This window comes from Actinomycetota bacterium, assembly GCA_040755895.1.
Classification (GTDB): domain Bacteria; phylum Actinomycetota; class Aquicultoria; order Subteraquimicrobiales; family Subteraquimicrobiaceae; genus Subteraquimicrobium.
The window spans coordinates 1-13,296 of sequence record JBFMAG010000034.1 but is presented as its reverse complement, the minus strand read 5'-3'; the positions used below and the strand labels follow the sequence as shown (position 1 = coordinate 13,296).

The window sequence follows — 13,296 nt, the reverse complement described above, 5'->3', positions numbered from 1 at the left end:
AGCCATAACACCCATGGTTATGGGACTCCAATCAGGAGTAATTATAGCCGCTACGATCAGGATGATAATATATGCCACCCTCCATTGCCTTCTAAGCGCTTGTGGACTCACAACACCCAATTTTACCAAAAATAATATAACTACGGGAGTCTCAAAACCAACTCCACAGGCCAACAGGAATAAAGCCGCGAAAGCAATATACCTATCAAACGTGAGGATCGGTCTTAACAATCCCTCCCCTTGAGCTATCAACCAATCCACACTCACCGGTAGCAGATACATATAACCAAAGACCACACCGCAGATAAAGAAGAAAATGAGCAAACACAGAATCGGATATATGAATCTCTTCTCTTTCCTTTTCAATGCTGGAGCCACGAAGGCCAGAAACTCATAGAGTATGATCGGAAACGCAACAAAGACCCCAGCAAAAGCAGCAATACGAAATCTGCCAATGAAGGGCTCCATTACAGTCGCGTAATATAATTTGTGCCCCCCCAGTGGTCTGGTGATGAGCCATAGAATTGGTTTCCAAAATGCATAACAGGCACATGCCCCAATAAAAACCGCAAAGATACAAATAATGAGACGTCTTCGGAGCTCTTCAAGATGTTCAATGAAACTCATTCTTTTTTCAACCACTTGCTAAATCCTCCAACCCAACTGAATCACTTAGCGCTCCCTCGACATCCAAAGTTTCCATAAATCCCGATATCTTTCAAGCTCCGAAGAACGTTTAAACACTTTGTGCTTTTGCCAATTGCCCAGCTAATCCTATTAATCTCCGCTAACTTTTTTAAATTAAATGTTGGGATTAGAAATCATTAATGTTCCTCATAACACAGTTAGCTGTAATTTCTACGATCAAATAAAAATTCCTTCAAAAAATATCAAATTTATTAACTTCTTCTCCTTCAGATCCGTCTGGACTTTCGACATTCTCCAGCGGGTTTGTCGGGACGAAGTCTCTTGAAACCGGGATTACGAAGTTTTCCATCCTTAGTCCAGCCCCTGAACTCCACCTCGCAAACCAAGGATGGCCTGATAAATTGAGCGGGCCGGTCAATCTCCGGCTCGCAAGAAAAGGGGTGTTCATTGATCTTCAATGCTTCAAGTTGTGGCAACAGCCCCTTCAATTTTTCCTCGGTTAATCCCGTGCCAACTTGACCTACATGAATGAGTTCTCCCTTATGATATAGTCCCAATATCAGGGAACCAAAAACTTCCTCCCTACATCCTCGCCCCAGGGTGTAACCACAGATCACACAATCCTGTGTCAAAATCCTCTTTATCTTCAGCCAAAAATTAGTCCTTTTGCCCTCGATATAAGGGCTATTCGACTCCTTCGCCACTATTCCCTCAAACCCTTGACCCGAAGCTTGCTCGAAGAAATCGATGCCCCTCTCCCAAACGAATCTGGAGAGGATGAGCTTTTTGCTCTCTTTTATGGCTTCAATGAGTATCTTCCTTCTCTCAATCAAGGGAAGCTTAAATAGGGGAGAGCCATCGAAATACAAAATATCGAAGGCGATATATGTCACGGGTATAATTTTTGACAGGATATCGATTCGAACGTCATCCTGCAGCTGCTCCCTCTCTAAAAGCTTTTGGAAATCGGGCTTGCCCTCTCTTAAGAAGACTATTTCCCCATCGAGGATTGCTTCCCCGCCTCTCAAATTCAGATGTAAATCATTAAGCTCCGGATAAGAGCGGGTGATGTCCCTTAAGTTTCGATTTTGAAGCCGAGTGCCATCTCGGTTGGGGGCGGATAAAAAAGCAATGCATCTCACACCATCCCATTTGAGTTCAAAAATATGATTGGAGGAATCAAAGGGACGAGCCAATTGGGCAAGCATGGGTTTTATGGAACGTTTCATCCACGACTTCATTTTTAAGATTTGGATGTCTAAAAAATTGCTATCGAAGTAAACTTGGAGGGGGAACAGCTTCGCTTTCCCCCTTCCGACGGTCGTCCCGATTTTATCGGGACTCCCTGCCTCCCCTTCTCGCCCCGACCTGTCGGGGCTGCGACCAAAGGGGGCACGCCCCCTTGGAACCCCCACTAATTTGTCCCCGCCCTAGAAGAGCAGGGCTTAACAAATTAGTAAATTCTGAATTGACAAATCTATAGCGTTTTGACAGGAAGAGCAAAAATTCTCTTCCTTAAAATCCGTATCCATTAGGCTGTTCGAAAAGTACATTACACACCCAGAGTTGGGGCAATGGGACAAGCCAAAGGTGTGTCCAAGTTCATGAATGGCTTCCTTAATCGCCCTGGTTTTAAGGATATCCTCGCCTGCCTGACCGCTCCGTAGGCGGGCCTGTCGGCAGACACCATAAAACTGGGGTTTCAGTCGGCATAGGGAAATTACAGCGCATCTTCCACAAACCTCAGCCTCGCCAAAGACGAAGTTGAGCATGGGAACGTATAAGTCCACTGACGTGACTCCTAGTCCCTTTAAAGCATCCTGGGGCAGAGCTTGCCTTATCTTCCCTAAAATCATCGTGGATTTGTATTGACCTCTCTTTGGATTGTAGGCGTAACCAGGATCAGGTAGAGCAGAGCCAATCTTACAGGGAAAACCAAATTTTTCCTCCAAAACATCCTGTAGAACAGCGAGGACGGAGAAATCGACATCTCCGATGGGAAAAAGATAGAGGTATTTCAAGCGCATGATTATTTTCGTCCTTTGACGCCGTGCCTCCCAGCAGGCAGGTTCGTCATTAACTTCTCGGCATTCTCTTTAAGAATTTCGATTACCTCTTCATCCGTCGTCTGGGAGAAATCCAGATAGAACTGTCCAACTGCATAAAAAAACTCTGGGAGATCGAGACAGATTATCTCGTCAACCTCCCCCTTTAACCGCTCGAAGGTATCTCGCGGGGCTACTGGAACGGCCAGTACCATCCTTCTGGGCTTTTCTTCCCGGATGGCACTTATGGCGGCTAAGGCTGTATAACCGGTGGCCAAACCATCGTCTACCAATATGACCACTTTGTCCTGCAAACTTTTTGCGGGCTTGTTCCCTAAATACTTCTTCCTACGCCTATTTATCTCTTCTATTTGCTTATTTACTTCCTCCTCAACATATTCGTCCGGAACACGCAGAGCTTCCTTTAACTCTTCATTTAGCATTACCTTTCCCTTACCCGCTACAGCCCCTATGGCCAACTCAGGATTTCCAGGGGCACCTATTTTTCTGGGGATCACCAAATCGAGGGGTGCATTTAAGCCCTTGGCTACTTCACTGGCCACAATCACTCCCCCGCGGGGAATTGCCACCACCACGACATCCTGCTGTTTATAATGGATTAGGCGTTGTGTAAGTTCTCTTCCAGCCTCACGACGGTCAGTAAACACGTTCATCCCCCAAGGCTCTCAGCCTTTTTCTTCTTCCCCTTGGCCTGCCCGCTTGTTGCTTTGCCTTGTAGGCGGGTTCTCTCGATACTCTCCCTAAGGGCTTCCATCAAACTTATCACCTTTTCCTCCTCGGGGACGACGGGGATTGCCACCTCTTTTCCTTCAATCTTTTGCCTCACTATATCAAGGAGTGCTTTCCTGTACTCATCGGTATATTTATTGGGATCGAACTCCGCAGCTAAGTTGGTGATCAGACTTTTCGCCATTTGAAGCTCCTTTTCATGGGACCTAATTTCTTTTCGGAGTTCAGGGAAGACGCTTTCCGATCTTATCTCATCGGGATAAAACATGGTTTCAAGGATCAACACCTTATTCTTAGCTCTAACCGCTGCCAGATGTTGTTTATCCCGAACAACCACCCTGGCCACGGCAACCATCCTCTTTCTCTCCATGGCTTCCCGAAGGAGATTATACGCCCTTAAACTCGTCTCCTCCGGAATGAGATAATAGGATTTGTCGAAATAGATGGGGTCTATTTCTTCTAAGTGTACAAAGTCTACAATTTCCACGGTTTTGGTGAGTTCCAAGGGAATGGCCGCAAAATCTTCATCGTACAAAACAACATATTTGCCCCTCTCATACTCGTAACCTCGCACGGTATCCTCCCAGGGTACATCCACTTCGCATCTAGGACATCTTCGAATGTACTCTAGTGGAGTCTTACATTGTCTGTGGAGATAATTAAATTTCAGACTTTTTCTCGCTGTCGCCTTATACAATTTCACAGGGATGGTCACGAGCCCAAAACTTATGGCACCCTTCCAAATCGCACGCATCTTTATCACCTTCCCAGAACTCAGGCACTTCGCCTTAAGAAAATTATAGCACCTGAAGATCGATTTGATATATTAATCATCGAGTAACAATAACCAATTACCCACTTATCACCTACGCGGTGAGAAGAACGGTGCTATTTCACTAATTTAAAAATCGGCGGCAGTTGGAACCCTTTGGATGCCTCAAGGATTTTGAAGATAGGGCAGCATCCAGGCGATGATGGAGAATATAAAGGCTAAGGCAACGATCAGCGCAATCAACTTTATCACAAAAGAGGCTTGTCTCTTATTTAATAACATTGATTGCTGCCTCCAATTGTTCACAGTCCACAGTTCACAGTTCACCGAAAATAAATTAACCTCGAACCTTTAACCTAGAACCTTTAACTACCTCTGTAACCACGGGTCGGAGTTGCTTGCTCAACGCCGCTCGTCTATCAATCATCCGGATGATCAGATAGGAAAAACCCAAAAAGATGAAGCCAGAAAGTATACCAACCTCTTGCGAATAGGTGGGCTTTTGAAGGAAGGCGACCAAGGTACTCCCGATAAAGTACCCTATTATTAGAAAGACCACGGGGACGATATAAAGAACGAAAGCCATAGTGAGGAAGATTTTGGATTCAATTTCCAGATTTACTTTTTCTCCTACCTTCGCTTGGGCATCGTTCCTTGCTTCGGCAACCATTTTATTTGTGCCCAGCATGTGGTGACAAACCCCACATCTTTCACACGCTGGCGAGCGCTCAACCTCGACAATGGCCAGATCATCTCTTACCTCTACTACCGTGCCCACTTCCTGCATACTTGCCATACCCCCTGGATTTTGAGGAGCGTCCTTTGAGTCTCCTTCGTATTGGTTCAGTACGTGCCAAAATCTCCTCTTGATCTAGTACGGAATATCCATTCTTCTCATATAAAACTTTGCCGCCGACCATGGTAAAAATTACATTTTCCTGATTTGTCGTGTACACTAGAGCTGAATATGGATCATTTACCGGAATTTGGTGGCTGTGGGAGATGTCCACAGCGATTATATCCGCTTGCTTGCCCTCCTCCAGGGAGCCGATTTCTCCCTTCATCTTCAGAACTTCGGCTCCACCCAGGGTGGCCATCCTGACGAATTGTTCTGCTGAAAAGCCTTCCACGGATTCGGATGCCGCCCTCTGCAAGAGCAAACCCGTTCTCATTTCATCGAATATATCCATGGTATTATTGCTGGCGGGGCTATCCGTGCCTATGCCCACTCTCAAACCACAACGTATAAAATCCCTTAAGGGAGCGATTCCCATCCCCAGCTTTGCACTGCACTTTGGGCAATGAGCGATAGCCACATCGTACTTCCTCAAAATATCGATATCACTCTCACTCACGTGAATGCAGTGGACGGCGATGACCTCTCCCTCAAAGACATCCCACTGCTCTACGTATTTAACGGGACTTACCCCCATGGGTTGCCATAAAAGATCGCTCCACCCCATCAAATCCCGATACGTCGTAGCCAGTAAACTTGAACCATACATTATAAAGGAACATTCATCGGGAGATCCCGCAAGGTGCAGGCAGAGGGGGATATCTTCTTCTCCGGCCCAATCACTTACCGCCTTGAAAAGTGGAGGAGCAACGGTATAGACCCCAAAGGGAGAAACACCTATCTTAAGATGACTATTTTGGGATTGTTCCAGCCATGAATGGACATTTCGCCGGGCACAGGATACTACCTCATCGATCTTGGAATAATCCATCCCGGAAACCTCACAGAAGACGACACCTCGAAGCCCAGCCAGTAACGCAGCGGAAAGGCTCGCCCCCGTGGATGATATATCCGCGATGCAGGTGATCCCGGATTGAATGGCCTCCAAAGCTCCCAATTGGGCCGATGATATCCAATCCGAATCCAGGAGTTTTTTGCTCTTCTTGGTGACCTGTATCTTCCAAAGAGCAAAGGGTAAATCGTCACACACGCCTCGAAAGACGCTGTACTCCAAGTGGGTGTGGGTATCGACAAAGCCAGGTAAAAGTATGCCTTTATCGAAGTCGATAACGGTCTCCTTTGGACAAGTCTTTATCAAATCCCTTTTACGACCGACAGCCTTTATTTTATCCTTGGATACCAAAATGGCCCCATTTTCGATGGGATCGCTGGTGATGGGTAAAACCCACTTTGCCGCCAATAACATCTCATTCACCTTTAATTGGTTCAAGGTTCACAGTTCACAGTTTATTTTATTGTACCAATAACTTGAAGCTGTAAGCTATAAGGATTAAGCTAACCACTAACCAAACCCGTTCTTTAATCCTTAATCCTTAATCCTTAATCCTGTATCAATGGTACCTATCAACCACAAAGTATCCAATGGATAATAGATTCCTTCGCGTCTCTTCGCTGGATATTGAAGAGAGAGCATCTATGGCTTTCTTGACGTACGTGTTGGCTTCTTCTCTGGTGCGAAGCAAAGCTTTTGTGCCTCGGATAATTTGGATGGCTTCCTTTATTTCATCCTCGGTTGAATTCCTGCCCTCAATGACCCGGCACAAATGTGAGTTAAGTTCCGTTTCCTCCAAAGCAAAAAGGATAGGCATAGTGAGCGTCCCGTCTCGTAAGTCAGCCCCAATGGGCTTTCCCAGGGACTCCTTCTCACCCGATAGATCGAGCAAATCATCATATATCTGAAAAGCCATTCCAAGGTTCTCCCCATAGATTTTTAAAGCCTCGCTATCCTCCTCGCTCGCTCCCGAGATCAATCCTCCAAGCTGGCAAGAGGCTGAAAAGAGGGTGGCGGTCTTATTCCTTATCACCGTCAAATAATCATCGATGGTTTGAGCGAGGCTGTGGGCCGTCTCCACCTGCTGTAATTCCCCCAAGCTTAAATCCAAGGCGGTTTGAGACATGATATCCACTGCCCGCGAATTATCGAGTTTTGAGAGGAGAACGAAGGCAGTAGCGAACAAAAAATCCCCCGTAGCCGTAGCGATATGAGATCCCCAGGTAAAATTTATGGTGGGCATGCCTCTCCTCGTCTCAGCACCATCCACAATGTCATCGTGGACGAGGGAGGCCATGTGAATGAGTTCCACGGCAATGGCCGCTGGCATAAGTTTCTCGAGATCGTAGTGTCTCATCGCACCCGAAATGAGTACCAAGGCTGGTCGAAGTCTCTTTCCCCCAGCCTCCAGGATAACGAGCGAAGATTGAGCCAACCGCCCATCTCCAGAGGAAACTATTTGGGTCAGTTTCTCCTCCACCCTTTTAAGGTCTTTTTTAATTTTTGGGGATATACTGATATTATGGCTCTTGACTTCACTCACCCCCATTTTATTTATTCTTCGCATGGGAGGAAGGATTGGCTCTCGCAAACTTCGGCACAGAGAGGGTTCGAATTATATTTAATGCGCGGAAATTGAATATCTGAGTGGGCCATTCCAATTCCCTCTTCTCGCACACGGTCGAAACACTAACTAATTCTTCTCCCTTTAATTCTCGCAACCTTCTCTCTCTGACCACTTCGTCTTCAATGGACACGATGTCATCTATTTTCTTTATAACCTCTTGTGCCCTTAAAATCCTGACCTCGGTCTCCTGCGCGGTTTTAAAATCCACGGCTCCGTATTCCGCCTTTAATCTGTTTAACCCCAAAGCGGCTTGATAGGTGCTTTCAACCTGCTCATTCCGGGTCATCCACTGGGTTTCGTAATTGAGAATGTACTTCCAACTTGGCCGAGTTAGAGCTTGTCTGTGCTCCTCAAGCGTTTTGCAGGAGAGACTGTATCCATAGGAATCTGGATTTTCAAAGATTTGACTTCCCGGATCAAGGAAGGGAGCCATGGGGGAGATGAACAGGAGCAATCTCTTATCTCCATCGAGTTTCCCATAAAGCTGATCGCAGTATTCGACCGTGTCCAAAACAGATTGAGCGGTTTGCTTTGGCAAGCCAGTCATAAAATAAAGATCGAATCTTTCACAGCCATTATTCAAAGCATATTTGATACTCGCCTCCACAGCCTCATTGGAGTAGATTTTTCCAATAGCTCTTCGCACCTCTTCATCGTGGGATTCCATGGAAATCTCGACGCTGTAGTGTGGTAAGGCCTCTTTTAGGCTTGCCAAGAAATCCTCTGGAGGTGGAGTGAAAAACTCAAAGGCAACTCGATTTGTTATCCTGCGCTTTTTCAGCTCAGATAGAAACTTGTGGGCATAATCGTCACCCGCCTGCCGTACGTCCCCCACAACAAAAATGGGTCCCTTGAGATGCCTCTGAATACTTTCAATATCTTGAGCCAGGAGTTCCGGATCTCTAAAAGCTGCCCGATTTCGCCTGAAAATTTTTCTGAAAGTGGTTGCGGAGCCACCACAGGTTACACAATTTTTGGTGCAACCTCTACAAGTAAGTGCAGCCGTTATGGGATACTTTAGCCAATTTTCGAAGGGTATGTGACCTATTAAATCTTGATACTTCACCACCGAACGCATTATGTGACCATAATCTAGACTTATGTAATTGATATTATCCGGGACGCAGGTGATGGGGTTCATCCTTGTATTTCCCGCCAGATCCTTCCAGGTTAAATTGGGGATGACTTCGGGATTTCCTCCATTCTTAATGCATTCAATGAGTAAACGTAAGGGTTCCTCCGTGGAATCCCCCCTAACCACGAAATCAACTTGAGGATAGCGAATGAGCTCTTCATGAAAATAGGTGGCGGAAAAACCTCCAAAGATAACTGGAGTATGTGGATGGTACTTCTTGATGATTTTTGCTATTTCCAAACTTCCATGGGCGTGAGGGAGCCAGTGAAGATCTATTCCGAAAGCTTGAGCATCGAGGGACCTTATCAGTTTCTCAACATCAAAACGAGGGCTCTTCATCATCCTTACCGCTATATTTATTATCCGGACGGATAAACCACTTCTCTCCAGATATTCAGCTATGGTAGCGAAGCCAATGGGATACATTTCAAAAATCGGACCCGATGGTATTACATCACTTACTGGTCCATACATAATGGGCATTTTCCGAAAATCATAGACACTAGGCGCATGAAGTAAAATTAAATCCGGTTTTGCCATATGGATTTTATCCCCTCGAAATCAAGTGAAAATAATCACTAGTTTTAGATTTTAATACAAATAATTCACCTTTAAAAGAGAGACTAAATGGAGTCGGAACACGACACTGGGTGATAGAGCTACCTTCCTCTGCTCATCCCACGGACAGACGTAATTAAAATTGAAAGAGCAACCAGAGAAGAACGAGAAAGAGAACAACCAAAAGACCTAAAAGGAAATAGAAGAAAAACCACCGAAGCATATATCCCTTGGGCCGAACCACCTGAGTATTGGGTTTTTCCTTTACTTCTGGAGGTTTCTCCCCAGATTCACCGTGCCTTTTTACCATTTCGGATTTTTGAGATACTTCTGTATCCTCATGTAGTATGGTTACTTCCGGTGAAAGCTGGTTACCACAGACAAAACAGTACCGCCTATTCTTTGGATTATCCACGCCACACACAAAGCACTGCAACTTTCCATCCCCGGCAGTCAAGCGTCTCAAAATGCTCTTTTTCAATATTTTCAATAGATAGTCTACTTTAAAATTGCATTTCAAACAAGGAATGTATCAATTACATGATGGAGAAAGTCACGATATGGATTATCGGGAAGAACCCTTAAGAATTCCTTGGCTCGCTCACAGAAGGATCTCGCTTCCTCCATGAGCCTCAAACCCTCTCCCTCGGGAACTCGATACATCTCTTTAACAAGTTCGCAAACTAATCCAGCATTTTGACCGAAATGGGAAAAAGCCACTATCATTTCTTCACTACATTCGGCGAGCAACGCCCCCAAGCGACAAGAGGCAACATAAAGGGAAGCCTTTTTCCTGAGCTTCTCATAAAATTTCTCCCAATCCCTGACTCCCCTCAGGCGAGATTGGGATTTATCGTCGGGAAGATGCTCACCCCGTCCAATGGGCCAGCCAGGGAGGGCTTCCCCCTCAGCGATGTTCGCGATGGCCTCAGCTAAAATTCTTATAACTTGGCTATCGCCCAGTGAGGAGACCAAAGTCAAGGCTTTAGCATAATAGTAATCACCACATATTAGAGCCAAATTATTTTCGGGTTTCCGGTTTCGGGTTTCGGGTTGGGCTCGTCGCTCACCTATATTGGTACCCGCATAGTGCCTTCCGACGGCTAAATCCAATAGCTCCAGAGCAACAGCAACGGGTTTAAGCTTTCGAAAATTATACCGCCCGAATTTTGCGGAGATCAGTAATAGGGGAGTTAAAATGAATCGCCGGTTGGATCTGCCCTGCCCTTTAAAAAGGTTATGGCCTGCGGAAGTCGCAACTAACTTGTCGGGCAGACTGACCTCCCTCTCAAATTCCCTTTTGACTACCCTTATGTCCCTCTCTAAATCGGCCAAAATTTTTATCATTTCACCCTTTAATTCGATATAAAACTCGAACATCCTTTAGCTCACGTGACAGTTTTAACACGCCTGAAAATATGATAAACTACAATCATTTAAAATCACTCAAAATCACTCGCTTTCCACTTTGAGAGGGTGGACTCATGGATTTTGAGGTCGCCATCGTAGGCGCAGGACCTGGTGGTTCCTCAGCTGCATATTACCTCTCCAAACTCGGTCACAAGGTTTTATTCGTGGATAAATGCCGATTTCCTCGGGATAAGGCTTGTGGTGATGGTATCTCCCCCCGAGCGGTGGGGATTCTAAAAGATATGGGATTGCTCCCCGAAATCGAGGGGAAATTCAAAAGAACTAGGGGCGTAAGGATATTTGCCACCAAAGGTGGTTGCATAGAAGCAAATTGGCCTCCTGTGAAAAAATATCCCCGCTATGGCTTCATCATTCCCAGAATAGAATTGGATGATATCTTACGCAGGCATGCCATCCGCGCCGGAGCCGAATTTTGGGATAATTGCCTGGTCATCGAACCGTTACTTGAAAATGGTAAAGTCATAGGAGTTAGAGCAAAACGCGATGGAAAGCACTTAAAGATTTATTCCCCATTCGTCATCGCCGCCGACGGTGCACATTCAAGGGTGGGGAGAATCCTGGGACTTCTGAAAAGAAAACCCCGAAGCATCGGTATAGCCATAAGGGCATATTATCAAGGCATAGAAGATGATGATTTCATGGAAATCTACGGCGAGGATTGCATCCTGCCCGCCTTCGGTTGGATATTCCCTGCAGGCAACGGGATAGCCAATGTTGGCGTCGGTGCTCTTATCGACGATGTAAAGAAATACCAATTAAATCTCCCTCAAGTTCTCTCCAACTTCATACACAATAGTGCTCACGCACGAAAGAAATTGACCAAGGCAATACCCCTAGATTCGCCCAAAGGCGATGTTCTTCGTGGAGGGATGGCTTCCGAAGCCGTTGCCAGTGGAGTCTTGCTGGTCGGAGATGCAGCGAGTCTGGTGAATCCCTTCACGGGAGAAGGAGTAACATATGCCCTCGAAAGTGGGAAGTTAGCCGCAGAGGTAATCGATGAGGTCTTGAGATCGGGCGATTCAAAGGCTTTATCCAAATATAAAGATTTGCTTCACCGCAGGTATGCCCTTTACTTTCGCGTGGGCACCACCTTTATAAAGTGGATAAGCAAACCTCCTCTCATGAACCTGGGCATTGGTTTAGCTTCAAAGAATCAAGGGCTTGCCCGATTTTCTCTTCGATTCCTTGCTAACCTCCTATAACTATCGACTCTCGACCACCGACTTGAGCTTCGAGAGGGAACTTTGAAGCAGGCGCGAGACGTGGCGTTGGGAAACTCCAATCCTTTTGGCGATCTGGCTTTGGGTTAAGTCCTCGAAGAAGAAGAGGTAGATGATCTTTCGCTTGAGCTCACTTAATTGCATCAGGGCGTCAAAGAGGACTATCTTATCCTCGATGGGGAAATCTCGATCGATGTGGAGACGGGATCTTATCTGATCTATGAGAAATTCACTGTCCTTAGAGTCAAAGATGGGTGGAAATTCCATTGGTTGGCGAAAATGCCTGGTTTTAAGGGCATTCAAGAGTTTATCCTCGGTTATGCCCACTTCCCTCGCAATCTCACTTACCGTGGGAAGGCGGTGGAGACGTTGGGAAAGGATCTCAATGGCCTGATTTATTTGCCAGTTTAAGCTTTGAGCCCAACGGGGCTCGCGCATCAGTGACGATTTATCCCTGAGGTAATGTCTTATTTCGCCGGAAATCTTGTGGGTGGCATAAGTGGAGAATTTGACCCCACGCTTGGGATCAAAATCATTTACCGCATTTATCAAACCTACGTATCCTACCTGTATAAGATCCTCGAGAGACTCGCTCTCGGTAGCATATTTTCGGGCGATGAAGGGCACCAAATTTAAATACCTTCGAATTATTTCCTCCACGATCTCTGGATTCCCTGTGGCTTTAAACTCCGAAAATAGCTCATCCAAATCTACTTCAGATTTTTTGGCATGTGCTTTGGCGGCTCGCATCAATGATTGCCCCTTTTGAGTCAATAACGTGCACACTCTATTTATCGTCAGAGCGCAAAAAAGCTTTAACGGTCAAAAATAAATTGACAGCCCCAGCGAATACCCGTGGAGCAGCCATCTTGCTTATTTAGGCAAAAAGAAAATGAAATTTGTTGAAGTAGATAAGATCTTCCCAATGTTTTCCAGAAGTAAAAGAAGAGCTAAAGAATTGTATTTGCAATTCGTCCTTGAGGAAAGGAAGATGGAACATGGAAGGGAATTCTACGAGGTTGTGGATCAGCAACTCCTAGGGGGAGAAGAATTCATCAGCTTCCTACTACCCTATTCCTTCCCCCCGTTTCGCCCGATACAACGCTTGATCCGCTTTCTCAATTAATTTTGGTTGAGTGGTAGCATCTATAGGATAAGTTGCCACACCTAAGCTAACTGTCTTGTTAACTGTGGGCTGTTGCTTATTGCCCTCAAAGCTCTCCTTCTCCACCCTCTTCCGAATTCTCTCAGCTAAAGTGAGGGCGCCCTTTTTATTGGTTTCGGGGAGGATTGCCACAAACTCTTCTCCCCCATATCTTGCTGCTATGTCAATGGCTCGCATATTCTCCTTCAAGATTCTAG

The 13,296-nt window shown here is 45.8% G+C and carries 14 protein-coding genes; 1 reads left to right on the top strand and 13 read right to left on the bottom strand.

The window, feature by feature from the left end:
- The 11 genes from tatC to AB1466_01585 all read right to left on the bottom strand — a co-directional run.
- The coding region (gene tatC / locus AB1466_01635; GenBank protein MEW6188803.1) for a twin-arginine translocase subunit TatC at nt 1-642 on the bottom strand (642 nt) is incomplete at its 3' end.
- Between the two features lie 272 nt (nt 643-914).
- The gene (gene ligD / locus AB1466_01630; protein MEW6188802.1) at nt 915-2,063 is read right to left on the bottom strand and encodes a non-homologous end-joining DNA ligase; all 1,149 of its coding nucleotides are present in this window, start codon (nt 2,061-2,063) and stop codon (nt 915-917) included.
- A 30-nt stretch (nt 2,064-2,093) separates the two neighbouring features.
- Nucleotides 2,094-2,675 carry an archaemetzincin family Zn-dependent metalloprotease gene (locus AB1466_01625; GenBank protein MEW6188801.1) on the bottom strand — a complete coding sequence of 194 codons (582 nt, stop codon included), beginning with the start codon at nt 2,673-2,675 and terminating at the stop codon, nt 2,094-2,096.
- 2 nt (nt 2,676-2,677) lie between these two features.
- On the bottom strand, nt 2,678-3,367 hold the full coding sequence (locus AB1466_01620; protein MEW6188800.1) for a phosphoribosyltransferase: 690 nt from the start codon (nt 3,365-3,367) through the stop codon (nt 2,678-2,680).
- The gene (locus AB1466_01615) at nt 3,364-4,197 is read right to left on the bottom strand and encodes a Ku protein (protein ID MEW6188799.1); all 834 of its coding nucleotides are present in this window, start codon (nt 4,195-4,197) and stop codon (nt 3,364-3,366) included. The genes AB1466_01620 and AB1466_01615 overlap by 4 nt, the downstream gene beginning before the upstream one ends.
- A 355-nt stretch (nt 4,198-4,552) precedes the next feature.
- Nucleotides 4,553-5,011, bottom strand: coding sequence for a SoxR reducing system RseC family protein (locus AB1466_01610; protein MEW6188798.1), 459 nt, complete (start codon nt 5,009-5,011; stop codon nt 4,553-4,555).
- The gene (locus tag AB1466_01605) at nt 4,965-6,377 is read right to left on the bottom strand and encodes an amidohydrolase family protein (GenBank protein ID MEW6188797.1); all 1,413 of its coding nucleotides are present in this window, start codon (nt 6,375-6,377) and stop codon (nt 4,965-4,967) included. Before AB1466_01605 ends, AB1466_01610 begins: the two co-directional genes overlap by 47 nt.
- Nucleotides 6,378-6,522: 145 nt before the next feature.
- Nucleotides 6,523-7,506: a polyprenyl synthetase family protein gene (locus tag AB1466_01600; GenBank protein ID MEW6188796.1), complete on the bottom strand. Its 984-nt coding sequence runs from the start codon at nt 7,504-7,506 to the stop codon at nt 6,523-6,525.
- 7 nt (nt 7,507-7,513) lie between these two features.
- On the bottom strand, nt 7,514-9,265 hold the full coding sequence (locus tag AB1466_01595) for a TIGR04190 family B12-binding domain/radical SAM domain protein (protein MEW6188795.1): 1,752 nt from the start codon (nt 9,263-9,265) through the stop codon (nt 7,514-7,516).
- A 154-nt stretch (nt 9,266-9,419) separates the two neighbouring features.
- Nucleotides 9,420-9,749 carry a hypothetical protein gene (locus AB1466_01590; GenBank protein MEW6188794.1) on the bottom strand — a complete coding sequence of 110 codons (330 nt, stop codon included), beginning with the start codon at nt 9,747-9,749 and terminating at the stop codon, nt 9,420-9,422.
- Between the two features lie 50 nt (nt 9,750-9,799).
- Nucleotides 9,800-10,663, bottom strand: coding sequence for a polyprenyl synthetase family protein (locus tag AB1466_01585; protein ID MEW6188793.1), 864 nt, complete (start codon nt 10,661-10,663; stop codon nt 9,800-9,802).
- Between the two features lie 104 nt (nt 10,664-10,767).
- Between AB1466_01585 and AB1466_01580 the strand changes: the two genes are divergently transcribed.
- Nucleotides 10,768-11,916 carry a geranylgeranyl reductase family protein gene (locus AB1466_01580; GenBank protein MEW6188792.1) on the top strand — a complete coding sequence of 383 codons (1,149 nt, stop codon included), beginning with the start codon at nt 10,768-10,770 and terminating at the stop codon, nt 11,914-11,916.
- Here AB1466_01580 and AB1466_01575 read toward each other — a convergent pair whose 3' ends face one another.
- The gene (locus tag AB1466_01575; protein ID MEW6188791.1) at nt 11,917-12,684 is read right to left on the bottom strand and encodes a sigma-70 family RNA polymerase sigma factor; all 768 of its coding nucleotides are present in this window, start codon (nt 12,682-12,684) and stop codon (nt 11,917-11,919) included.
- A 316-nt stretch (nt 12,685-13,000) separates the two neighbouring features.
- A partial coding sequence (locus AB1466_01570; GenBank protein MEW6188790.1) for a GGDEF domain-containing protein occupies nt 13,001-13,296 on the bottom strand: 296 nt, incomplete at its 5' end.

Coding starts and splice junctions, on each gene's coding strand:
- AB1466_01595 (MEW6188795.1), bottom strand. CDS start 9,265: ATGGCAAAACCGGATTTAATTTTACTTCATGCGCCTAGTGTCTATGAT.
- AB1466_01615 (MEW6188799.1), bottom strand. CDS start 4,197: ATGCGTGCGATTTGGAAGGGTGCCATAAGTTTTGGGCTCGTGACCATC.
- AB1466_01610 (MEW6188798.1), bottom strand. CDS start 5,011: ATGGCAAGTATGCAGGAAGTGGGCACGGTAGTAGAGGTAAGAGATGAT.
- AB1466_01605 (MEW6188797.1), bottom strand. CDS start 6,377: ATGTTATTGGCGGCAAAGTGGGTTTTACCCATCACCAGCGATCCCATC.
- AB1466_01580 (MEW6188792.1), top strand. CDS start 10,768: ATGGATTTTGAGGTCGCCATCGTAGGCGCAGGACCTGGTGGTTCCTCA.
- AB1466_01585 (MEW6188793.1), bottom strand. CDS start 10,663: ATGTTCGAGTTTTATATCGAATTAAAGGGTGAAATGATAAAAATTTTG.
- AB1466_01625 (MEW6188801.1), bottom strand. CDS start 2,675: ATGCGCTTGAAATACCTCTATCTTTTTCCCATCGGAGATGTCGATTTC.
- AB1466_01620 (MEW6188800.1), bottom strand. CDS start 3,367: ATGAACGTGTTTACTGACCGTCGTGAGGCTGGAAGAGAACTTACACAA.
- AB1466_01575 (MEW6188791.1), bottom strand. CDS start 12,684: ATGCGAGCCGCCAAAGCACATGCCAAAAAATCTGAAGTAGATTTGGAT.